Origin of the sequence: Flavobacterium sp. LHD-85 (assembly GCF_030929595.1) — a bacterium.
Lineage (GTDB): Bacteria > Bacteroidota > Bacteroidia > Flavobacteriales > Flavobacteriaceae > Flavobacterium.
The window spans coordinates 1-23387 of the sequence record NZ_JAVFVR010000015.1 but is presented as its reverse complement, the minus strand read 5'-3'; the positions used below and the strand labels follow the sequence as shown (position 1 = coordinate 23387).

General features: G+C 33.8%; 18 protein-coding genes. 5 read left to right on the top strand and 13 right to left on the bottom strand.

What is annotated here, in order from left to right; genetic code table 11:
- Positions 1 to 64 precede the first annotated feature (64 nt).
- Positions 65 to 559 carry a TlpA disulfide reductase family protein gene (locus tag RB618_RS19320; RefSeq protein WP_308070266.1) on the bottom strand — a complete coding sequence of 165 codons (495 nt, stop codon included), beginning with the start codon at positions 557 to 559 and terminating at the stop codon, positions 65 to 67.
- Between the two features lie 283 nt (positions 560 to 842).
- On the opposite strand from RB618_RS19320, the gene RB618_RS19315 reads away from it, so the two are divergent.
- Complete coding sequence (locus RB618_RS19315; protein WP_091496855.1) at positions 843 to 1145, top strand: helix-turn-helix transcriptional regulator; 303 nt, start codon at positions 843 to 845, stop codon at positions 1143 to 1145.
- Positions 1146 to 1152: 7 nt separating this feature from the next.
- Entirely contained in the window at positions 1153 to 2259 is a 1107-nt protein-coding gene (locus RB618_RS19310) for an NADH:flavin oxidoreductase (RefSeq protein WP_308070265.1), read from the top strand.
- Positions 2260 to 3582: 1323 nt separating this feature from the next.
- Here the strand turns inward: RB618_RS19310 and RB618_RS19305 are convergent.
- The 4 genes from RB618_RS19305 to RB618_RS19290 all read right to left on the bottom strand — a co-directional run bounded on the left by RB618_RS19305 (position 3583) and on the right by RB618_RS19290 (position 9657).
- Positions 3583 to 4716: an acyltransferase gene (locus RB618_RS19305; protein WP_308070264.1), complete on the bottom strand. Its 1134-nt coding sequence runs from the start codon at positions 4714 to 4716 to the stop codon at positions 3583 to 3585.
- Positions 4717 to 4792: 76 nt separating this feature from the next.
- Positions 4793 to 5440, bottom strand: coding sequence for a DUF1349 domain-containing protein (locus tag RB618_RS19300; RefSeq protein ID WP_308070263.1), 648 nt, complete (start codon positions 5438 to 5440; stop codon positions 4793 to 4795).
- A 149-nt stretch (positions 5441 to 5589) separates the two neighbouring features.
- Positions 5590 to 7806, bottom strand: a complete 2217-nt coding sequence (locus RB618_RS19295; protein ID WP_308070262.1) for a glycoside hydrolase family 3 C-terminal domain-containing protein — start codon at positions 7804 to 7806, stop codon at positions 5590 to 5592.
- A gap of 204 nt (positions 7807 to 8010) precedes the next feature.
- On the bottom strand, positions 8011 to 9657 hold the full coding sequence (locus RB618_RS19290; RefSeq protein WP_308070261.1) for a DUF6377 domain-containing protein: 1647 nt from the start codon (positions 9655 to 9657) through the stop codon (positions 8011 to 8013).
- Positions 9658 to 9767: 110 nt separating this feature from the next.
- On the opposite strand from RB618_RS19290, the gene RB618_RS19285 reads away from it, so the two are divergent.
- Positions 9768 to 10112 (top strand): 5-carboxymethyl-2-hydroxymuconate Delta-isomerase, encoded by a 345-nt coding sequence (locus RB618_RS19285; RefSeq protein ID WP_308070260.1) that lies wholly within the window; start codon positions 9768 to 9770, stop codon positions 10110 to 10112.
- Positions 10113 to 10233: 121 nt separating this feature from the next.
- Here RB618_RS19285 and RB618_RS19280 read toward each other — a convergent pair whose 3' ends face one another.
- Positions 10234 to 12492, bottom strand: a complete 2259-nt coding sequence (locus RB618_RS19280; RefSeq protein ID WP_308070259.1) for an acyl-CoA dehydrogenase — start codon at positions 12490 to 12492, stop codon at positions 10234 to 10236.
- 324 nt (positions 12493 to 12816) lie between these two features.
- Positions 12817 to 13731, bottom strand: coding sequence for an EamA family transporter (locus RB618_RS19275; protein ID WP_308070258.1), 915 nt, complete (start codon positions 13729 to 13731; stop codon positions 12817 to 12819).
- A 111-nt stretch (positions 13732 to 13842) separates the two neighbouring features.
- Here RB618_RS19275 and RB618_RS19270 point away from each other — a divergent pair, with 111 nt between their 5' ends.
- Complete coding sequence (locus tag RB618_RS19270; RefSeq protein WP_308070257.1) at positions 13843 to 15264, top strand: PLP-dependent aminotransferase family protein; 1422 nt, start codon at positions 13843 to 13845, stop codon at positions 15262 to 15264.
- 207 nt (positions 15265 to 15471) lie between these two features.
- Here the strand turns inward: RB618_RS19270 and RB618_RS19265 are convergent, their stop codons facing one another.
- From RB618_RS19265 to aspA, 6 genes are all read right to left on the bottom strand, one after another.
- Positions 15472 to 16419, bottom strand: coding sequence for a bestrophin family ion channel (locus tag RB618_RS19265; RefSeq protein WP_308070256.1), 948 nt, complete (start codon positions 16417 to 16419; stop codon positions 15472 to 15474).
- A gap of 113 nt (positions 16420 to 16532) precedes the next feature.
- On the bottom strand, positions 16533 to 17255 hold the full coding sequence (locus RB618_RS19260; RefSeq protein WP_308070255.1) for a hypothetical protein: 723 nt from the start codon (positions 17253 to 17255) through the stop codon (positions 16533 to 16535).
- A gap of 82 nt (positions 17256 to 17337) precedes the next feature.
- Positions 17338 to 18720 (bottom strand): HAMP domain-containing sensor histidine kinase, encoded by a 1383-nt coding sequence (locus tag RB618_RS19255; RefSeq protein WP_308070254.1) that lies wholly within the window; start codon positions 18718 to 18720, stop codon positions 17338 to 17340.
- Position 18721: 1 nt separating this feature from the next.
- The gene (locus RB618_RS19250; protein ID WP_111369662.1) at positions 18722 to 19396 is read right to left on the bottom strand and encodes a response regulator transcription factor; all 675 of its coding nucleotides are present in this window, start codon (positions 19394 to 19396) and stop codon (positions 18722 to 18724) included.
- 157 nt (positions 19397 to 19553) lie between these two features.
- Positions 19554 to 20840 carry a BamA/TamA family outer membrane protein gene (locus RB618_RS19245; protein WP_308070253.1) on the bottom strand — a complete coding sequence of 429 codons (1287 nt, stop codon included), beginning with the start codon at positions 20838 to 20840 and terminating at the stop codon, positions 19554 to 19556.
- 156 nt (positions 20841 to 20996) lie between these two features.
- A complete protein-coding gene (aspA, locus tag RB618_RS19240; protein WP_308070252.1) occupies positions 20997 to 22406 on the bottom strand; it encodes an aspartate ammonia-lyase in 1410 nt (469 codons plus the stop codon).
- A 155-nt stretch (positions 22407 to 22561) separates the two neighbouring features.
- On the opposite strand from aspA, the gene RB618_RS19235 reads away from it, so the two are divergent.
- Complete coding sequence (locus RB618_RS19235) at positions 22562 to 23140, top strand: pentapeptide repeat-containing protein (protein WP_308070251.1); 579 nt, start codon at positions 22562 to 22564, stop codon at positions 23138 to 23140.
- The last annotated feature ends 247 nt before the right edge of the window (positions 23141 to 23387 follow it).

Sequence of the window (23387 nt, the reverse complement as noted above, 5' to 3'; positions counted from 1 at the left end):
ATCTGCCAAATCTGCGAGATAAAACCCTTTAAATGAGACACTTTGCGAGGTTAAGAAAAAAAAATTACTGAACCTCTAAAAGCTCTTTAATTTTAGCTTCTAAAGCCTGTCCGTGAATGTTTTTTGCTAAAATGATTCCGTTTTTATCAATTAAAAAATTCAATGGAATAGATTGCAGCATATAATCTCCAATAACCGGAGATTGCCAGTATTTTAAATCGCTAACATTTGTCCAAGGCAATTTTGCTTTTGCGATTGCACCTGTCCATAATGGCTTTTTGGTATCCATAGAAACGCCATAAATCGATAATTTATCAGGATAAGTATTATGCAATTTTATTAATAGTGGCTGTTCTTTAATACAAGGCCCGCACCAAGAAGCCCAAAAGTCTACCAAAACTAAAGTTCCTCTTAAAGAAGAAAGTGCAACTTTCTCTCCTTTAGTATCCGGAAGGTCAATTTCTGGAGCAATATCTCCAACATCTACGCCTACAACTTGAGCTTTAGAATTGGTAATTACACAGCATAAAAATGCTAGAATGAGTACAGTTTTTTTCATAGTTAAGTTTATTTGATAAATACAGGGCTGTTTTAATCTCGCAAAGTCGCGGAGTCGCAAAGTTTTTAATTTTGACAATTGAATTGCCTACAGCTAAAGCTGAAGGCAATTCAAGAATAACTTTGCGACTCTGCGACTTTGCGAGATTAATACATTAGCAAATATAAATTTCTTTCTTAAATCTTCTATCATTTTTTCTTCTTCATCCCCTCCCCAATCACAAAATTATCCTAAATATTTTTCTTTAAATCCATATATCGGGAAAAGTCGATATATTTGCAGTATGGAAACGATAGAAATTTTTAAAGCATTATCCAACAAGTCCAGATTACAAATGCTGGAATGGTTAAAGGAGCCCGAAATTAACTTTCCGGGACAGCTTGAACATGCTGGATTTGAGCATGGTGTCTGCGTTGGACAGATTCAAGCCAAAGCTGGTTTGACACAATCCACAGTATCCGAATACCTGTCTATTTTGCAGCGCGCTGGTTTTATTGAAGCCAAACGTGTTGGACAATGGACTTATTATAAACGTAACGAAGGTGCCTTTGAAGCACTTAGTAAATTAATTCAATCTAATTTGTAAAATTACTATGAGTACAAACAACCTCTTTTCTGAGTTTAACTTAAAGTCGTTAAATCTGAAAAACCGAATCGTAATGGCGCCAATGACGCGCTCTTTTTCTCCTAACGGAGTTCCAACTGATGAAGTCGCAGCTTACTACCAAAAAAGAGCTGAAGGCGAAGTTGGTTTAATTTTATCTGAAGGAACTGTTATTGACAGAAAATCATCTTCTAATGATGCTAATGTTCCTCATTTTTATGGCGATACAGCTTTAAACAGATGGAAAAAAGTGATTGACGAAGTTCATGCTGCTGGCGGAAAAATGGGACCGCAAATCTGGCATATGGGAATTATGGACAATCACCATTCTGGATGGGTTCCTCCTGTTCCATTTGAAGGTCCATCTGGATTAAATCGTCCTGATTTTAGAAATGGCGTTGCCATGACCGAAAAAGATATTGAAGATACAATTCTAGCTTTTGGAAAAGCTGCTGCAGATGCTAAAAGATTAGGATTTGACACTGTTGAAATTCACGGTGCACACGGCTATTTAATTGATCAGTTCTTTAGAGCTGAAACGAATTTACGCGAAGATATTTATGGAGGAAAAACGTTGCCAGAACGTAACCGATTTGCTATTGAAGTGGTTAAAGAAGTTAGAAAACAAGTAGGCAATGATTTTGCTGTTATAATGAGATTTTCTCAATTTAAACCTTCTGATTACAATTATAAACTGGTTAAGAATCCGCAGGAATTGGAAGCTTGGCTTACTCCTCTTGTTGATGCTGGTGTTGATATTATTCACGCTTCGCAACGTCGTTTCTGGGAACCTGAATTTGAAGATTCTGATTTAAACTTTGCTGGATGGGCTAAAAAAGTAACCGGAGCACCAACTATTACTGTAGGTTCTGTTGGTCTTTCTGGCGATTTCTTTGGCGCATTTGCTGGAGAAAGTTCACAGCCAACTTCTTTAGAAGAATTAAACAGACGTTTCGATAGAGGCGATTTTGATTTGGTTGCGGTTGGAAGACCTCTTTTATCTGATCCAAATTGGGTGGCTAAAATCAAAGCAGGAAAAACTAATGAATTAAAAGGTTTCAGTAAAGAAGCTTTAGGGCAATTGGTTTTAGAATAAGTTTTTTTTGAAAGGTTCATAGTTACAAAGGCTCAAAGGGACAGAGTTTTTCCTTTGATTGTTTTTATTTCTATTCGAAAAAAAAGTGGTTGTTTCGATTTCGAGACAGCCGCTTTTTCTTTATATTTTGTTCTGTAGGAACATTTTGTCGGTAGAAAATAATAATTTCATCCTGTTTTTTACGTTCTGTAGGAACGTTTGATATTTCAAACCGTTAAAAACGATGTCTAATTCAAACGTTCCTACGGAACGTAAACATATACGGGCATTGTTCTACCGATCAAACATTCCTACGGAATGGTGGCTTAATGAAAAATTATTTTTCATTATAAAATAATCCCAAAAAAGAAAAGGGATAAACTTAATGTTTATCCCTTTTTGAATATCTATAACTAACAAAATTTAGAAATTCATTTTTTTTAGGTTCAGAGTTCCAGAGCTACAAAGGGACAGAGGTTTTTCCTTTGACTGTCTTTATTTCTATCCAAAAAAAGTGGTTGTTTCGATTTCGAGACAGCCACTTTTTCTTTATATATTTTTGTTCCGTAGGAACATTTTGTCGGTAGAAAATAATAATTTCATCCCGTTTTTTTACGTTCCGTAGGAACGTTTGATATCTCAAACCGTTAAAAACGATGTCTAATTCAAACGTTCCCACAGAACGTAAACATATACGGGCATTGTTCTACCGATCAAACATTCCTACGGAATGATGGCTTAATGAAAAATTATTTTTCATTATAAAATAATCCCAAAAAAGAAAAGGGATAAACATTAAGTTTATCCCTTTTTGAATATCTATAACTAACAAAATTTAGAAATTCATTTTTTTTTAGGTTCAGAGTTCCAGAGCTACAAAGGGACAGAGGTTTTTCCTTTGATTGTCTTTATTTCTATCCGAAAAAAAGTGGTTGTTTCGATTTCGAGACAGCCACTTTTTCTTTATATTTTTGTTCCGTAGGAACATTTCGTCGGTAGAAAATAATAATTGCATCCCGTTTTTTTACGTTCCGTAGGAACGTTTGATATCTCAAAGCGTTAAAAACGATATCTAAATCAAACGTTCCTACGGAACGTAAACATATGCGGGCATTGTTCTACCGATCAAACATTCCTACGGAATGATGGCTTAATGAAAAATTATTTTTCATTATAAAATAATCCCAAAAAAGAAAAGGGATAAACATTAAGTTTATCCCTTTTTGAATATCTATAACTAACAAAATTTAGAAATTCATTTTTTTTTTTAGGTTTAGAGTTCTAGAGCTACAAAGAGACAAAGTGTAAAAACTTTGCACCTTTGTCACTTTGTTACTTTGCACCTTATTTAGACCTTTTTTGAAATTTCTTCATCAGCCATTTTCTAACTGGTTCATCGTATAATTTTAAGCATACAAAAGCTAGAACTATACTTACGATTAAAACTCCGATTCCTTCCAGATAGCCGTTTTCCATTGAAACTTTATTATCTACAACCCATGCTGTAAACCAATAAATTAATGGATAGTGTGTGATATAAATTGGATAAGAGATATCTCCTAATAGTTTACAGATTTTTAATGAAAATTCGTTTTTAATTTCTCCTCCTGCTCCAATGACAACAATAATTGGAAACATTACAATGATACAGAAAGATTCGTATAAACCATTGATCCAAAGACTGTTTTCATCTCCAAATCTTGGCAGTGCCAAAACAATTGTGATTAAAATACTGCAAATCCAGAAAGCATTTTTTACATGTATTAATTTCCCTAAACGGCACAGTAAAACTCCAGCAAAAAACGGATACAATAATCGGGTAAAACCAACATATAATTGCTCTACATTGAATGACCATCCGCCGATAACGTCACCTTTTGGCCCAAAAACAGTATAATGAAATAACAGTCCGGCAAATAGCAGCACAAAAACTGACATTACTTTATTCGAAAATTTACGGAAGATAACGGCGTACAAGATGTTTGCAATATATTCGAAAAAAAGCGACCATGCCGGACCGTTTAAAGGATGCATTTCTCCCCAACCTCTAATTTCTAACGAAGGAGGAATTGGCAACAATGTAAATCCGATGACCATTGTAAGGATAATTTTCCATACTTCCATACCTCCAATCATTGGAAACAATATATCTGAAGCCTGAAAATAATAAAAGATAGCACCAATAATCATCCCCATGATTACCATTGGCTGTAAACGGATTAAACGGCGTTTGTAAAACTCCCATTGCCTCATTTTTACCCAACGATCGTCATACGCGTAAGCGACAACAAATCCGGACAAAAGGAAAAAGAAATCTACGGCAAGATATCCGTGATTTATAATTTGTTTAAAACGATTTCCGCCAGCAAAAGCTTCAAAAATATGAAACGCAACTACCAAAATAGCAGCAACGCCACGAATACCATCAAGTATTTCGTAATGTTTTTTTGGTTTAATATCAGATGAAATTGAACTCATTTGTGTTTGGTTTAAGTTAAGTTATGATTTATAGTTTAAGTTTTTGGAATTTGGTATTTAAAAATTGAAATTTAATCTATTGATGATTTTTAAGCCATTCCAATCTTCTTTGGTCTGGTAAATGCTTTACAGTGAAATTTTCGAATTTTGCTTCAAAACCTTTTCCGTCTGGAGAAGCGGCCATTAAACCAACCATCACAGGCGTGTTATCTTGCAAAGGCGCATTTCTGGTCATGATATAATTTTTATCATCAAAAGAATAAAATATCTCAACAGCATCTAATCGTCGTACGGCTTTTATCCAGATAAAAGGAGGCACTTTGTCTAAAGTTGTTACACTCCAATCACTTTTATCATGTGTTACAACGGTACTTACATTAAATTTTCCGTCAACGAATTCTACTCCTGTTTTTATATAATTCTTTTCGTCGATACGAATCATTAAGCCCATCTGGTCAAAACGAGCGATATAATTTCCTGTCAATTTTACTTTTGCTTCAAATTCGCCTCCATAAGTTGCATAGTAAAAAGGCGCATCATCCACTGTAAAACCATAATGCGAAATTCTCCAATAATCGCTATTCGCAGTGACATTCATAATTAAAGCATTATTTTTAATTTCCCATTTTTCAGGTTCATTAAACCATTGCATTTTATTCAAACTCTGAGCCGAAAGGTTTTGAAATAGAACAAATCCAATCGTAAATAATAGTATTCTTTTCATTATAATTTGATTCTTTATTTAATAAAAAGCAAAACCTCTAACGTTTCACATTTAACATTTTTACATCTAACTTTTTAAGACAAAAGCAAAGCTGCAAATTTTTACACTTGCAGCTTTACAAACCAACCAATTTTTAGAAATAAAAAAACTTATTTAAGTGAAAAATTCACTTTAGATTTAATATCTGTTGAAGAAGCACCAATTATGGCTTCAAAATCGCCAGGTTCAGCAACCCAGTCGTGTTTTTTATCATCGAAGAAACTTAAAGCCGTTTTATCAACTGTAAACGTAACTGTTTTTTCTTCTCCAGCTTTAAGAGCAACTTTCTCAAAACCTTTTAATTCTTTTATCGGACGTGGCAATGAAGATTTTAAATCAGAAATATACAATTGCACTACTTCAGAACCTTCTCTGCTTCCTGTGTTTTTTACGTTTACTGTAAATGTGATTTTATCTCCAGCATTCATTTGTTTTTTGTCTGCTGTTACTTTTCCGTAAGCAAAAGTCGTGTAGCTTAAACCGTGGCCAAAAGAGAACAATGGTTTGATTTTATTTTTATCTGCCCAACGGTAACCTACAAAAATTCCTTCATTGTATTTTACTGAATCGCCTCCTGGGAATTCGCCTAAAGCGTGAGCTCCGTTATCAGATAATTTTACTGGGAAAGTAAAAGATAATTTTCCTGATGGATTCACATCTCCAACCAAAACATTTGCTAAAGCATTTCCTGCTTCAGTTCCTAAAAACCATCCTTGAACAATTCCTGGAACTTCTTTAATCCAAGGCATTGCAATTGCATTTCCAGAAATATTCACGAAAACAATGTTTTTATTTACTTTCGCTAAATCGCTGATTAATTTATCCTGACCATAAGATAAATTCAATTCATTACGATCATGTCCTTCATCATCTTGATTTGGGCTTTTGTTCAATCCACCGATGAAAAGAACAATATCTGCATCTTTTGCCACTTTTAAAGCTTCTGCAGTTAATTCTGCTGGAGAACGTTTGTCTTCTAAACTTACTTTAGCAACAACTCCGTTATAATTACTTGTAGGATCTCCTACATAACCTCTTGCATATACAATTTCAGCTTGATTTCCGATTCTTTTCTTCAAACCTTCTAATGGAGTGATTTCGTATCTTGCTTTAAGCGAAGAACTTCCTCCACCAACAGTCATCATTTTGATAGCATTTTCTCCAATTACAGCAATCTTTTTAGTTTTAGAAAGATTGATTGGCAGAATGTTGTTGTTGTTTTGCAATAAAACAATTCCTTCTTCAGCAATTTTGCGTCCTGCAATAGCATGTTCTTCTGTTCCAAAAGATCCAAAAGGACGATTTCTATCCATTGTTGTCAAGAAAGATAAACGTAGAATACGACGTACTTTTTCGTCTAATTCTTTTGTTCCAACTTCTCCTTTTCTGATCATTTCAGAATATGGTTTTGCTAAATAATAGTTGTCGTAAGCATTACTTGTTCCCCAAGACAAACCATTTGTCCATGAACCAAATTCCATATCTAAACCGTTGTGAATAGCTTGTTTAGTATCGTTAACACCACCCCAGTCAGAAACTACAACTCCTTTGAAGCCCCATTCTCCGCGAAGAATATCGTTTAACAAATATTCGTTATGGCAACATTGCTGACCTTTGTATTTATTGTAAGCACCCATAATTGACCAAACATCACCTTCTTGAACTGCAGCTTTAAAAGCAGGAAGATAAATTTCATACAACGTACGATCGTCAACAATTACGTCAACAGAATTACGTTTAGTTTCCTGATTGTTTAAAGCAAAGTGCTTAACGCAGGCAGCAACTCCATTTGACTGCACTCCTTTAATATAAGGAACAACCATTTTTGAAGCTAAAAACGGATCTTCTCCCATATATTCGAAGTTACGCCCGTTTAATGGACTTCTGTAAATGTTTACACCAGGCCCTAATAATACATTTTTGTTACGGTAACGCGCCTCTTCTCCAATAGATTTACCATATAAAGAAGCCAATTCTTTGTTCCATGTCGATGAAAGTGCAGTAAGCGCAGGAAAAGCAATACAAGAGTCGTTTGTCCATCCAGCCTGATCCCATTCGTCCCATTTTACCTCAGCACGAATTCCGTGTGGTCCATCGGTCATCCAGTTTTCTGGAATTCCAAGACGTTTTACACCTGGAGAACTAAATTTAGATTGCGCATGAATCATGGCAATTTTCTCTTCGGTAGTCATTCGTTTAAGCGCATCTTCTACACGCTCTTCAATCGGTTTTTTATCGTCTAGATAAACTGGAACTTTGTTCTGGGCATTTATTCCAACAGAACTTAGCAAAAGTAAAACAACAATTGTTTTAACGTTTTTTAACATAACAGTAATTATTAAAGCATTAGTTTATAATAGGGAAAGTCTTTTTGAGAAAAACTTTTTTATCATATTGTAAAACTAAAACGTTATCGTACAACTTACATTTTTGGATACAAAAAAGTAGTGAATTAAAAAATTAAAACATTGATTTACAGATTTTTAAATTTTAAAAAACCATAAAAAAAGTAGTGAATTTAAAACGAATATTTATACTTTCAAAGCCTTTGAGCCGATTTTCATGACCATTTCTTCGAAATCATTTCGCGAAACTGCGGCCTTATTTCGAGCTCTTGTGCGATAGTTGTAAATTGTGCTTAAAGAATAACGTAAAAATGCCGCTATTTTAACACTGTCAGTAATTCCTAATCTGATTAAAGCAAAAATTCGAAGCTCGGTATTTAACAATTCATTTTGCTTGAGAACAATCTGTTCTTCTTGAATTAATAAGGCATTGAAATCTTTGACAAATGTTGGATATAAGTTCAAAAAGATAATATCGAAGTTCTTGTACAATTCTTCCAATTCATTATCAACCAGAGTAGTTGACTTTAAGATTTTATAAATCTCATCAAATTGTTTTGCCGTTGCTTTCTTGTTCAAAATAATTCGATAATTCTCCAGCTTATTGATATAAGTCGAACAAAGATTGAAGAAATGCGCAATATATTCTTCTTTAACCAAATTAGATTCAGACAATTGCAGGTTACTTTCCTGAAGCTGACTGTTTGTTTCGGTAATATCTTTGTTTAATTCAGCTAATTTCTGACTGGTTTCATAAAGCTCTGATCGAATTCTCGAAACCTTCTTCATCTGCTTGTAAACGTAAATAATCGCAACCAATAAAAACAGAGAAAGCAAACTGATGCAAAGCAAGTAAATCTGTAATTCGCTTTTTCTTTGCGCTTCACGTTCTAAATATACTGTATTGATAATCGAATATACTTCTGACATTAAAAGCGTACGAAACTGGACATTGCAATACAAAGCGTCTTCAATAGCCGATTGTGTAAGTTTATAAGCCATATCAACATCTCCAATTTCATAAAAAACCAAAGCCAGTTCCTGCAAAGAAGCATTGTCTTTATTGGCATTTTTAATATCCGAAGTCGCCGAAAGTGCGTAGTATCTTTTTCTGGCTTCCAAATCATGTGTCGCTTCGCCTATTTTACCCAACAAATAGGTAATCATAGCATAGTTTGGACTTTCATCTTTTGTTTTACTCAATAAAGAGAGTAATTGCTTTTCCGATTCTTTATATTTTCTATGAATAAAAATTTCCTGTTGGATTCTGTTAATCTGATAATCTAAAGTATTCGGATTTAAAATCCCTAACAAAGAATCACGATATTTTCCAATCTGTTTTCTGTATTCTGCACTGTAACTATTAGCCGCATAATGCTCGAAAAACTCACGATATGAAATATAATAATTTGGGAGTAATGAAGCAGGAAGGCTTTTTTTATTAATACTCTTTAAAATTGCTTCAGATTCACGGTATTTTCCAGAAGAAGAATAAAGCGTTACAAGTTGCAGTTGGGCTAAATTAAAAAGTTCTTTATTCTGAAGTTCTTCTGCAATTTTGATATTCTTTTTTACGTATTGAATTGCCGAATCTGAATTTAGTTTCTGATACTCTAAATACAGCGTTTTGTTATAATTGTATTCTTGCTCTTTGGTAAGATTATCAGATTTAATTTTCTTAAAATTCGCAATTCGTTCTTCTTTAATCTTTACGTAATGCTGTTTATTTTTGATTGCTTCGTTTAGTTCTTTTAAAATAACATCTGTGCTCTCCGATGCAAAAAGAGGAAAGCTGACAAGAACTATAAAAACGGAAAGAAATAGATTTTTCAAACTGACAAAATAAAATAAGATATACAAATATAATAAAGTGTGTATTCTAAAATATTACAAGTAACCTTTTTTATATTTTTGTTACAACAAACCTGATAAAACTTAAAATTATGCCACACTTTATAATTGATTGTTCAGAAAATGTGCTACGCCGACTAGCTGCAGATGAAATAATGCTGGGAGTTTTTGACGCCGCTTTATCGACTAATCTTTTTGCTGGTTCTGAAATTAAAGTGCGCATTAATCCTTTTACGTATTATAACAACGGAAATACCTTAGATGATTTTATTCATGTTTTCAGCTACATTATGGAAGGGAGAAATGACGAGCAAAAGAGCAATCTGTCAAAAATAATCGTCACAAAACTAAATGCGCTACTTCCAGAAGTTTCTGTAATTTCTATTAATATTCAAGAATTTGAAAAGTCAAACTATTTTAATAAAACAATGATATAAAAACTTTTACCTATCAATTAATTTTATACCTAAAGACTTACTGATATAAAAATAACTTTATCAAAGCTTGTAACTTTGACAAAGTTATTTTTAAAACTTATATCATTTATATGGTTTAAAATCAAACCGCAATTGGCGCTGCCAAACAGCTTTCTGGAATATCAAAAGCATTTACCAGAGCTACAGCATCGGGACGAATATCCCAGCAAAGTTGATTTACAATTTTACGGACTGCTTTGGTTTTAACCGCTTCCATATAACCATCTTCCAAATACCAAGCTTTATTTTTTTCAATCGTTGAAAGTGCGTACAACTGATTCAGTTTTGTCAAAATTGCTTTTGAAGGTTCGTCTTCAACGGTTTTTATTGCAATCTGAAATTGCTCTAGAACTATTCTTTCCAAATAGGCCTGCGAAACATCAATCATTTGATGCTGAACGACATTAAAAGCGTCATAAGGTTCTAATCCACCGTCAATTAATTTCTTGATACGTCGCGCCGCAGAAGCCAAAATTGTTTTTTCTCTGTGAACAAATGCCTGAAGATGAAATTCTCCATCCAATAAATGCTCATCTTCTGTTCTGCGGGTTGCAATTGGGTTCTTTTCTGCAATAGCTGTTTTTGCATTTTCATACACATAATTAATGATTCCCAACGAACCCATTTCTCCAAACGATTTTCTGAATTCTGCCAAACGATTTTTAGCTACCAATTGCATCAAAACCGTATTATCGCCCTCAAAAGTTGTGTAAATTTCAGTATCATTTTTAAGTGCATCGATTCGGTTTTCGGATAAATATCCTTTTCCTCCACACGCTTCACGGCATTCCTGCAAAATATCTCTGGTGCTCCAAGTTGAATAGGATTTCATTCCTGCAGCTAGTGCTTCAATTTCTTGCATTTCAGCTTCAGTTCTATTTAAAAATCTTTTGGTTAAATATTGAAGCCCAAAATGAACCGCATAAGTTTTAGCCAAATGTGGTAATAATCTACGCTGATGCATTCTATAATTTAAAATCGGAACTTCAGATCCGCCTTCTGGTCCGAATTGTCTTCTTTGATCGCTGTAGCGAATGGCAATTGTCAATCCAGATTTTGCTGCCGCTAAAGCGGAACGCGGAATTCCGATTCTTCCTCCTACCAAAGTGCCTAACATGGTAAAAAATCTACGGTTATCACTCGGAATCGGACTTTCGAATTCACCTTTCTCGTTCACAGAAGCAAAACGATCGAGCATATCTTCTTTCGGAATTACTACATTATCAAAACTAATGGTTCCGTTATCTACTCCATTTAATCCCATTTTATGACCACAATCGCCAATTGTTACACCATTTACGACATTTCCATTTGGATCGCGTAACGGAACCACAAAGGCATTCACGCCGTAATCGTGATCGTCAATAATTAATTTCGCGAAAACAGTTGCTTTTTGTCCGTGAACGGCTGCATTGCCGATATATTCTTTTTGCGCATTTTTATTAGGGGTATGAATGGTAAAAGTTTGATCGCTATGATTGTAAGTTGCTGTAGTTTCCAAACCTTTTACGTTCGATCCGTGATGTGTTTCGGTCATGGCAAAACAGCCAGGAAGCTTCAACGAACCAATATCTTTTAAATATTTAGCATAATGTTTTTCAGTTCCTAGAGATTGAACACTCATTCCCCAAAGTCCGAATTGAACTCCGAATTTAATCACCAGACTTAAATCGTGATAACTAAGCGTTTCCATAATGGCAAAATAATCTTCGATATTTCCTCCTCCACCGTATTCTTTTGGGTATGCCATGCTTCCAAGGTTTTCATCGGCCAGAATTTTACACCATTTGTAAACAGTTTGTCTGAAAACGTTAATATCGGTAGAAGTTTCGTAAGCAAACTCGGGTCTTGAAATCACAGATTTTACTCTCTTGATTATTGCGGCTTCTTTTCCGTCTAAAATCTGAGTGATTTTCTGAATATCAAAACTGGCATTCGTATGAGAATCTGCCGTAAAAGAACCTGCTTTGGTTTTAAAATTTTGAAGCGCTTCTTCACCTAAAATTCCCAAATCATTTTCTAGTTTTTTGAAATCGGATTCGATTGGCGTTAAATCCAAATCACTGCCTGAAAGCGCTTTAGCAATATCAAAAATCGATTTGATTGAAGAGGTATCTTGAATACTTTTCTCGATATCCGATTTCCATTGTGTGAGTTCATTTCGCGAAGGCGGATTTGAAATATCTGCTTTAGAGAGCAAATATTCTTTTTCTTCTTGAGACAAAACAGTTAGCGAATTTATAAACTCTTTTAAAGTTGTAAATTCTTTCTGTGTCAGTAAATCATCTGACCACACTAAATAAAATAATGGAGTAAAGGCTTGAAGTTTGGCGGCTTTCATATCAATAATATTCGTTTCGTATTAGTTTTTTTGCCACAAATTAAAAGGATTGAAAAGATTTTTTTATTCGCCACAAATTACACAAATTAACACGAATTAATTATTCTAAAATAGTGAACAAAATTTGTGGAAATTCGTGTAATTCGCGGCAACATTCTTTCGCACAAGAATATAATCCTTTTAATCTGTGTAATCTGTGGCTACTATTTTTTCAGTTTATCACAAAAAAAACAGGAATGAAATATACTCATTCCTGTTTAAACATCCTGTTAAGATTCTGACAATTTTCGATTTTAAACCAATAAAAAATATGAAAACTAAGAATTAAGAACCCTTGGATATTGAGGTCATTTTTTGCTTTATGGCAAAAATATGATGCGAATTAAAAACTAACACTGCGGTAAAAATGATACCGTATGCTGTAATCTGCAAAGGCGTAATGTTTTCTTTGAAAAAAAAGGCTGCCAAACCAAATGCAATCATCGGATTAATGTTTAATAACATCCCAACTGTCGAAGAGTTGATTCCAGAGAGTGCATATAAATTGAGAAATAACGGAATTATAGTAAATACAATTGCAATGGTTTCAATGCAGAGATAAAACTTAAATTCCGTTGGTACCGGTCCCCCAAAAACCGGATAAAACGGTAATAAAAACAATGCTGCCAATGTGATATGAAAAGTCAGAACAATAAACTTGTCAAAACCTCTGTTGGCACGCTGGCTTACTAAATAAGCGGCATAAGTAAGACCAATAATGATGCTGAAAAACATATCCATGATATCGCTGTATGAAAGCAACAAACATCCTGAAATGCTTAATCCTACAGAAAGCCATTGTGTTTTTAGCAGTTTTTCATTTAATATAAAATAAGCTAATAATGTAGTCAGGATTGGGCAAACAAGATAAGCCAACGAAGCAGCTTTTACGCTGATATGATTCACTACGTAAATGAATGTAAACCAATTGGCCATCAAAAATGCGCTTCCGCCAATATTTAAAAGAATTGATTTTCTTTTTTCTGATTTTGATAAGGCTTTAAAAATATCAATGGTTTCTCTTATTTGTTTTCTTTTGAATAGAAAAGCAATCAAAAGCATTAAAATACCACAGCTAAAAACACGGAAAAACAGAATATCCAATGACGGATAATCATGTATCGGTTTTAAAACTAAGCTAAAAAGCCCCCATGTAATAAAGGCTGAAATTGCTGCTACGTAATACTTTGTTGTTTTCACAAAATTCGCTTTTGGATTTATTTTCTTTTGATGAAGCAAATTTCTAAAAAATTAAACAGCAATACAGATACAGTTTTTGTAAATTGCAGCATAACAGTTTTTATTTTCATTATGAAAAATTCCAATTACTTATATCTTCAATTTGCTGACCTCATCGAAAAACAGATCAAATCTGGGCTTTTAAATGTAGGCGACAAACTGCCTTCTATACGAGAAGTCTGTGCTGAAACGGGTTATAGTATGAGTACGGTCAGTAAAGCATACTATGAAGTAGAAAGCCGTTCTTTGATCGAATCAAGACCGCAATCGGGCTATTATGTAAGCAATATTTCGTCCAGAACAATTCCAGAACCATCGGCTAGTACACCGCTTTTAACTCTTGAAAATATTGAACGCGAAGATTTAGTCGATTTGGTTTATGGCGATATGCGTAAAAAAGACATTACGATGCTTTCGCTTGGTTTTCCGTCCAATGAATTGCTTCCGATTGCGAAACTGAATAAAGGAATGGTTCAAGCCATGCGTCAATTACCCAACAGCGGAACGAGTTATGAAGAAATTGAAGGAAACAGCAATTTAAGAAAAGAAATCGCGCGCTGGTCATTTACTTGGGGCGGTTCTTTGACTGAAGATGATATTATAACGACTCCGGGCTGCATTTCGGCTATTTCAGATTGTTTATTAACGCTGACAAAACCGGGAGACACCATTATTACAGAAAGTCCGGTTTACTTTGGAATTCTGCAATTGGCGAGATCATTGGGTTTGTACGTAATGGAACTTCCAACTAATATGACAACAGGAATCGAATTGGAAGCAGTCAAAAAAACACTTTCTACGAATAAAGTAAAAGCTTGTGTTTTGATGAGTAATTTCAGTAATCCGTCGGGAAGCATGCTGCCAAACGAACATAAAAAGGAAATTGTCCGTTTAATGGATTTCTATAATGTTCCTTTAATCGAAGATGATATTCACGGCGATTTATATTTTGGAACAAGTCGTCCAACCAATTGCAAAACTTACGATGAAAGTGGTATTGTTTTATGCTGCAGTTCGGTTTCTAAAAGTCTAGCACCGGGCTATCGTGTGGGTTGGGTTTCTCCGGGGAAGTTTAAAAAAGAAGTTCTGAGAACTAAATTGTACCATACGATCTCCAATTCAACTATAACACACGAAGTCGTTGGTGACTTTCTAAAAAATGGGCGCTATGAAAATCATCTAAGAAAAATTCGTCAAATTCTGAACCGAAACTGCACCAATTACATCAATACCGTTTTAGAATCTTTTCCAGCAGGAACCAAAGTGAGCCAGCCTCAAGGTGGTTTTTTTCTTTGGGTAGAATTGGATAAAAAAATCGATACCGCAGCTTTTTATCATTTAGCACTGAAACATAATATTAGTATTGCTCCGGGAAGAATTTTCTCTTTTCAAAACCAATTTTCAAATTGCATGCGTTTGAGTTTTGGATTGCCTTGGTCTAATGAATTAAGAACTGCTATTCAGACATTGGGAAGGTTGGCGAAGCAATTATAAATATTCTAGCCTTCATCAAATTAACATAGCCCGTGGTTTCAACCACGGGAACACACAGCAAGGTTTGATATTCTTTGCGTTCCAGCGGTTGAAACCGCTGGCTATATTTAATATCTTTTCGAGCAATTCTCATTTAAAACAAAAAAACTGGACAGCGCAACTACACACTGTCCAGCCAACAATTAAAAGAAGACCAAAATTAAATAGTTATAAGACAAAATAAGCGTCTTTCTCGACTTTCTTAGGTTCGTCGTTTAATTCAAATTCTTTTAGGATATCAAATTCGCTTTGATATTCGTTCAGCATTTGTTTGATATTTTTTTCAATCGTATTTGCAATTGCAGTAACTGGCGTATCTGTTGGTCTGTTTTCAAACGGATCTTGCAAATGAATCGCCATTCTTTCGATCAAAAAGAAAGCAGCGCCGATTGCAGTAATCAGCGGAATTGCAAACCAGCTTAATACGCTTGTTAATCCGAAAGGCAATACAAAGATGAATAAACACAAAGTCAATCTAATATACATACTGTATGTAGTTGGGAAAATCGTGTTTTTAATACGCTCACATTTCCCCATTTCATCACATAATCTTGACAAAGTATTGTCGATTTCAACCTGCTGATACATGTTGATTTTCTTTTCATTTTTAGCAGTTCTCAAATCTTTTGCGTGCAACATCAAAATGGCATTCGGAACGTTTTGATGATTTTTGATGTATTTAATTTCTTCTTCGTTAATTAAGCCTTCAAGCGGTTTTATCGGGTTTCTGTTTCTTAGTGATTCTCCTAAACTATAACACCAAGCAATTTGTCTTTTAGCAAAATTCTCTTTGAATTCACTGGCTTCAACCGAATAATCAGGATCATCGTAAAAGGTTAAAACTTGACGAATTAAGGTTCTGGAATCGTTTACAACTGCTCCCCACACAATTCGCGCTTCCCACCATCTATCGTAAGCCTGGTTGGACTTAAAAGCTAATAATAGGGAAATAATTGTTCCAATCATGGTTGGAATCGCAATTGGAATATCTACAGGAAGATTGATAAAATAATGATGGAAAATTTCAAATAGTACAGTATATGCGAGTACTAGAGCAATTTCTACTTTAATTTTCCCGAGAACGTACTTCATTGGTATTCTTTTCTTTAATAACATATTTTCGGTTTTAAATTAATAATTTTTGAGAGGCTAAGATTCTAAGTTTCTAAGGTGCTAAGAATTAAAAAACTTAGAAACTTAGTGTCTTAGTAGCTTAGAATCTCAGACTCTTAAACCATCTCTTCGTACAATGAAAGAACCGGAAGCCCTAGTTTTTCGTTGACATTTTCTTTTTTCGATTTTTTAAATTTGATTTTTTCGCCTTTTCTAGTTTCCACCAGCATATCAATATTATGTTTTGAAATGGCTTCTGATAAGAATGGAGCAACTTTTTCGTAGTCATCTTCAAAACTGGCAGTCTGACTTACAATCTCAAAAGAGAAATTAGCGCTCAAAAAATCTTGAACATCTTTTACATGAATATTCATACTAGAATTTTCTACATAAAGTGCTTTATAGAAAACTTCTTTATTAATCTCTGTACTTAAATGCAGAATCGGGCATTTCTGATTTCCTGCCAATTGCACCAAATACTGATGAATCCTTTTGGTTTCTTGTTTATATGAATGTGTAAGAATGACCAATTTCACTGAGAAAACTTCAATCAGTCTTTTAAAAATAGGAGCTGAAAGTCCGTATTGGGTATGAACTTTTAATTTTATATTTGAAGTGTGTTCTATAATATAACGGCACGTTTCTAGAACTTCTTCCTGACTTCTGGTAAGTCCAGATTTCATTTCTCTTAAAAAACCAGATGAAGAAAATGTATCAGGAGCTTCTGATACTAATACTAAAATAATCTCCGACTCTGTATTCTTAGACTGATTTACCGCAGATTTAACAGCCGAAATAGTATCATCTTTTAAAGTTGTAGGTATAAGAAAATTTTTCATAAGTATATCTTTTAGTTTATACTTACAAAATAACTCTCGGCAAATTAGACCGTTATTAATCTAAAATTAGAATTTTCTAAAATTAAACATTAGATTTTTTAATGTTGCCTTTTTTGAAGATGATTGTAACGATTGTTCCTTTGTTTTGTTCCGATTGCACTTGAAGTTCGCCATCGTGCATTCTGATAATTTTAGAAGCTAAAGGAAGACCTAAACCATAACCAATGTATTTGGCAGCAATTTTTCCTCTAAAGAAAGGTTCGTACAAATGCGGAATATCTTCAGGCGGGATTCCGATTCCGATATCATTGATCGTAATCTTGATCATTTCTTTATTGGCCGTAAGATTCACAAAGACTTCGTTATTATCAGAATATTTTACTCCATTGGTAATAATATTATTGATCGCCAATTCTAAAAGCGGTTTATTGCATGGCAGCAATAATAAATTAGAATCTTCTGGAGCAAAATTAAGTTTAATGCTTACGCGATTATCTGGATAAATTTTATCTAAATCTGATTTTACATCCAATAACAATTCGTCCATTCGAGCAATATCAGACACTTGTTTTTGTCCGTCATATCCCGTTTGAGTCAGCTTCAGCAAACTCTCCGTTAAGTTTCCTAATCTTGAAGCCTGGCTGTAAATGTTTTGCAGAGATTCTATATATTCCTGCTGTTCCCTTTCTTTGAGCAGCATAATTTCGGCTTCCGCAATAATAGTTGTTATTGGGGTTTTTAATTCGTGAGAAGCATTATTAATAAAGTTAGCTTGAATTTCGAAAGAAGTTTCCAAACGATCTAACATATTATTAAACGTATTGGTCAAATCTGAAATTTCATCAGAATTTTTAACTTCAGGAAGACGATTATGAAGATTAGAAGCGCTAATTCTTTTTACTTCTTTTGTAATTCTTGCTACAGGATCGATAACACGTTTGGCTAAAAATCTCCCTAAAAGAAAAGCTAGAATCACAAAACCGATTCCGCCAAAAAGCATGATTTTGACAATATAAACCGTTGTATCTTTTCCTTTACGGTCTCTTGCACCAACAATAACAATATATTTTTGATTGTTTTCTTGAAAAATCTGTCCTAAATAATACTTATTATCTCTTTCGTACGAGTCTTTTCCCGTACTCAAAATATTAGTATAAAAAGTATTCGGCAAGTTTAGGTTTATATTGTAATCAAAACTGTTGTGACTGTTTATTTTGAGTACATACTCCTCTTCTTCAATTAATTCCTCAAGACCATTTTTTTGAAGATTTTTATAATATTTAATTTTCTCCGGATCTTTTTGAAAATGAATTGAAGCTACAATTTTCGCCCTATCATCTAAACGCTTTAAAAAGTGATATCTATTGTTTTCTCTGAATAAGAAAAACACAATGATACACAATAGCGAAGTGCTAAAGGTAGAAAGAGCAACATAATTGAAAGTGATTTTTTTCCTAATGTCCATATTATGGTTTTATTACATAACCCAAACCTTTCATGGTGTGAATCAGTTTGGTTGAAAAAGGCTTGTCTATCTTTCTTCTTAAATACGTAATATACACATCTACAACATTGGTATTCATATCAAAATTAATATCCCAAACATTGTCCAGAATTTGATCGCGCGAAACAATGCGTCCCGTATTTTTTGCCAAATAATATAAAAGCTTAAATTCTTTGGCTGTTAAAACGATATTTTCTCCATCTCTTTTAACGGTTTTCGCTCGTCCGTTTATTTCTAAATCAGCTATTGTGATCGTATCAATTTTTTCTGTTTCCTGCTGCGATCTTCTGTATAACGCATTTACTCTAGCGTCTAATTCACCAAATTTAAAAGGCTTCACCAAATAATCATCAGCACCAGAATTGAGCCCAGTTACAATGTTTTCTGAAGTTCCTAAAGCGGTTAAAAGCAAAATTGGCACAAAGTTTTTGGCAGCGCGAAGTCTTCTGCAAATTTCAATTCCGTTAACATCAGGAAGCATTACGTCTAAAATTACCACATCGAAAGTATAATTATGAATCATTTCCATGGCCGTTTTACCATCCATAGCAACGCTTACTTCATTATTATTTTCTGCAAAACCTTTTCGTAATATCGACAATAGATTTGGCTCGTCTTCGACTATCAGTAATTTCATATTAAGAAGTTTGTATATACAACAAAAATAAGAATACTATTTAAAATAATTTTAAACAACTTTACAAATTATGATTTTATTGTGAAGAATAAAAAAAGCAGACCCGATAGCCTGCTTATTAATATTATTTTACGTTTAAAGCTTGTAATTTTTAAAATTAAAAAGTCTCTCCAGCATTTAAATAAAAGCCTTTCGAGTTATTACCCCACGCCAAATCTGCAATAAGATTGGTTCTTGTTGCTTTATCAATTAAAATGCGAAGTCCGAAACCAAAAGCTGGCTGAACATATTGAAAAAGTTTTGTGTTGGTGTCTGGATTACTGGTTGTTACGAAGTTTGTAAAAACCGTACCGCTGAACATTTGATCGCAACTCAGCGGAAACCTGAATTCTGTTGCTAGATAAACTAAATTTGTTCCTCTAAATAATCCCTGTGTATATCCCTCTCCGCTTCGACTACGCTGATCCCAGCCAATTGCAGGCAAATTTAAGTATGGAACTTTTCCTTTGGTTACAAATTGTCCATAAGTCCAAAGCGCTAGAATGTATCGTTTATCTTTTTGTGAAACTGGAATAAAATTTCGGTATTCGGCATACAAAACATTACTTACTTCCTGATTGTCAAATATTTCTGGATTAAAACGGTAATTTATATTGGCAAACCAGCCGTGCGTTGCATTCACTTGATTATCTCTAGAATCATAAACCAAATTAAGACTCACCCCGTTTAAAAAATATTCTGATTCATCGAATCCATATTTCTGATTATAATTATAGTGATAAGTAAATTTTCCATTTGCAACATCAAGATCTTTATCAACAATACTAGAATACCAATCGATATTGACACCACCGCCTACATAAAAGTTTGGATGAACCTGAAAAGAAACCGACTGATGAAATTTAAAGTAATTGTAATCCATTGGTTCAGCAATAGAATCAATGCTGAAACCTGAATCTTGTTCACGACGAGGCGGAATAATATTTGTTCCTAAACCATAGTTGGGTTGCGAAAAAATATACAAACGATAATCTCCACTCAAGAATATCTTGTTGTTTTTGAGCAAAATATTATTCTTGACATTTACCAGCCATTGTTTTTTTGTGGTATAGGTTATTCCAACATTTGCTATTGAATATTTATCGGCTGCTTCTTTTCCTTTAAAAGTGTACTGTGCGACAGCGCCATAAAAGAAACCTGTGGCTGGCTGAGAGCCGATTGCCGGAATAATTAAGAAGAAACTGTTTTTTATGGGCTTTACAACATAAATAGAATCCTTTTTTTTGAAGATTTCTAATATTGTTTTAGGAGGGCAAATTTTTGGATTTTGATTGTCGGGATTTTGATTTTCTTCTTGAGCAAATAAATTGAAGGAAATAAAGAGTAATAATCCTAAGATTTTATACTTGTACTGAACGGCTTTATTTTCAAAAAAAATCACCATTTACAACGTTTGGTTTTAGAAATAAGATTACAATCTCATTGTAAATATAAGTCTTATTTTCAACATGTTAAACATTAAAGCCGAATAAGTTTAAAATATTTTAACAAAAAAAGCCATCAAAAAAATTGATGGCTTTAGTCTATGTCAATTAAAATTTTATTTAGTGATAAACTTTGGATGAATTAAGTTTTCTAAGGAATAAATTTCATCCCATTTTTCTTGAGTTATTAATTTTCTTTCCAAAACTGCAATCTGATGGACGCTTTTACCTGTTTTTAAAGCTTCTCCTGCAATACTCGCGCTTTCTTCGTAACCTAAAATTGGATTCAATTGCGTTACGATCCCGATACTATTCATTACCATATTATAACAGCGATCCACATTTGCAGTGATTCCGTTAATGCATTTATCGATTAAAGTTTGAATAGCATTTGAAAGATAATCCAAAGAAGTAAACATCGCAAAAGCAATAACAGGTTCCATTACATTCAATTGCAATTGTCCTGCCTCTGCAGCCATTGTAACCGTTAAATCCTGACCAATCACATAAAAACAGGTCTGATTTACCACTTCTGGGATTACAGGATTTACTTTTCCTGGCATAATAGACGAACCTGGCTGACGCGCTGGAAGATTAATTTCGTTAAAACCTGTTCTTGGTCCAGAACTTAATAAACGTAAATCGTTGCATATTTTAGAAATCTTAACCGCAGAACGTTTTAAAGTTCCCATAATTTGAACATAAGCTCCCGTATCTACTGTCGCTTCGATTAAATCTGGAGAAAGCGTCAATGGAATTCCAACTTCTTTGGCTAAATAAGCCACACAAATCTCAGGATATCCTTCAGGCGCATTTACTTTTGTTCCAATGGCCGTTGCTCCCATATTAATTTCCAAAAGCAATTCCTGAGCATTTTTTAAACGTTGGATATCTTCTCCAATTGTTGTGGCATAGGCTTTAAATTCTTGTCCTAAAGTCATAGGAACCGCATCTTGCAATTGCGTTCTTCCCATTTTCAGAACTTCTTTAAACTCCTCTCCTTTTTTAGCAAAAGCGACTTCTAAACCAGCAAAAATTTTAATAAAGCTTTCCATTTTCAAATACAAAGCAATTCTAAAAGCCGATGGATAAGCATCGTTTGTCGATTGAGAACAGTTTACATGGTTATTTGGATGAAGAAACTGATATTCTCCTTTTTTATGACCTAAATATTCCAAACCAATATTAGCAATAACTTCGTTTGCATTCATGTTTACAGAAGTTCCCGCTCCACCTTGAATCAAATCGCTCACAAATTCCTGATCAAATTTACCAGCAATAACTTGATCGCTTCCGTAACAGATTGCTTCGGCAATTTTAGAATCAATTGCGCCACAGTCTTTATTGGCTAAAGCTGCCGCCTTTTTTACATATCCTAAAGCTTTGATGAATAAAGGTTCTTTTGAAATCGGAATTCCTGTAATATTGAAATTCTCTACAGCTCTAAAAGTCTGGATTCCGTAGTATAAATGATTCGGAATTTCTAGTTCTCCTAAAAAATCATGTTCCTTTCTTGTTGATTCCATATAATAAAATGATATGTTTAACTTAAAAAATAAGTGTAAAGCTACAGCATTTTATGGATTAAAAATATGAATGAAATCAAAATCATTTATAATTTGTTCCCATTATTTTATCGTAAATTATTACCTTTTCACCTTCAAATAATTACAGAAAAGAGTTGAAAAAAGAAAGCGAATATTTTCTTGATAAAGAATACAATACGATTGTTTACGCCAAAGATGATCTTAATTTTAAAGACTTCGAATGTTGCGTTTTTAACAACTGTAACTTTTCTGCCTGCACTTTTCTGGCTGTTACTTTTATCGATTGTGTTTTTAACGACTGTATTTTCAACGAAGCTAAAATCAATTATGTAGCCTTTAGAACCGTAACTTTTAATCGCTGTGAAATCAAAGAAGTGAATTTTGCGATGTGCGATAAACTAATTTTTGAAGTTCATTTTAATGACTGCATTCTCGATTTTTCGAAATTTTATACTTTAAAACTAAAAGGAACTCCGTTTACGAATTGCAGTTTAATAGCTGTCGATTTTATGGCTGCAGATTTGACCAACGTAATTTTCGATAATTGCGACTTATACCGTTCAGAATTCAACAAAGCCATTGCCAATAAAGCCGATTTTAAAACGAGTTACAATTATACTATCGATCCATCAAAAACTAAATTGAAGAAAGCTGTTTTTTCTTTGAAGGAAGTTAAAGGGCTATTGTTTACGCATGATGTTGTTATAAGTTAGTTGAATAAAAAAGAAGAATTTTAGCCTATAACATTAGTATACACTCAAAGTTTGTCATTTCGACGAAGGAGAAATCTTCGCGAGTAACTCCGCAACGAAAAGCCAATCTTTGTAGAACTTCTTACGAAGATTTCTCCTTCGTCGAAATTGTAAATGTTAGATAATTCGGTAACAAAATTTAACTTTAATAAATTTTGTTGCGATGAGAAATAACAGTCAGGATTCAACATTAGAGAGAAACTATTTA

Bases quoted from the DNA above. Each gene is read 5' to 3' on its own strand.
- RB618_RS19320 (WP_308070266.1), bottom strand. From the start codon at position 559: ATGAAAAAAACTGTACTCATTCTAGCATTTTTATGCTGTGTAATTACC.
- RB618_RS19315 (WP_091496855.1), top strand. From the start codon at position 843: ATGGAAACGATAGAAATTTTTAAAGCATTATCCAACAAGTCCAGATTA.
- RB618_RS19310 (WP_308070265.1), top strand. From the start codon at position 1,153: ATGAGTACAAACAACCTCTTTTCTGAGTTTAACTTAAAGTCGTTAAAT.
- RB618_RS19305 (WP_308070264.1), bottom strand. From the start codon at position 4,716: ATGAGTTCAATTTCATCTGATATTAAACCAAAAAAACATTACGAAATA.
- RB618_RS19300 (WP_308070263.1), bottom strand. From the start codon at position 5,440: ATGAAAAGAATACTATTATTTACGATTGGATTTGTTCTATTTCAAAAC.
- RB618_RS19295 (WP_308070262.1), bottom strand. From the start codon at position 7,806: ATGTTAAAAAACGTTAAAACAATTGTTGTTTTACTTTTGCTAAGTTCT.
- RB618_RS19285 (WP_308070260.1), top strand. From the start codon at position 9,768: ATGCCACACTTTATAATTGATTGTTCAGAAAATGTGCTACGCCGACTA.
- RB618_RS19280 (WP_308070259.1), bottom strand. From the start codon at position 12,492: ATGAAAGCCGCCAAACTTCAAGCCTTTACTCCATTATTTTATTTAGTG.
- RB618_RS19270 (WP_308070257.1), top strand. From the start codon at position 13,843: ATGAAAAATTCCAATTACTTATATCTTCAATTTGCTGACCTCATCGAA.
- RB618_RS19265 (WP_308070256.1), bottom strand. From the start codon at position 16,419: ATGTTATTAAAGAAAAGAATACCAATGAAGTACGTTCTCGGGAAAATT.
- RB618_RS19260 (WP_308070255.1), bottom strand. From the start codon at position 17,255: ATGAAAAATTTTCTTATACCTACAACTTTAAAAGATGATACTATTTCG.
- RB618_RS19255 (WP_308070254.1), bottom strand. From the start codon at position 18,720: ATGGACATTAGGAAAAAAATCACTTTCAATTATGTTGCTCTTTCTACC.
- RB618_RS19250 (WP_111369662.1), bottom strand. From the start codon at position 19,396: ATGAAATTACTGATAGTCGAAGACGAGCCAAATCTATTGTCGATATTA.
- RB618_RS19245 (WP_308070253.1), bottom strand. From the start codon at position 20,840: ATGGTGATTTTTTTTGAAAATAAAGCCGTTCAGTACAAGTATAAAATC.
- aspA (WP_308070252.1), bottom strand. From the start codon at position 22,406: ATGGAATCAACAAGAAAGGAACATGATTTTTTAGGAGAACTAGAAATT.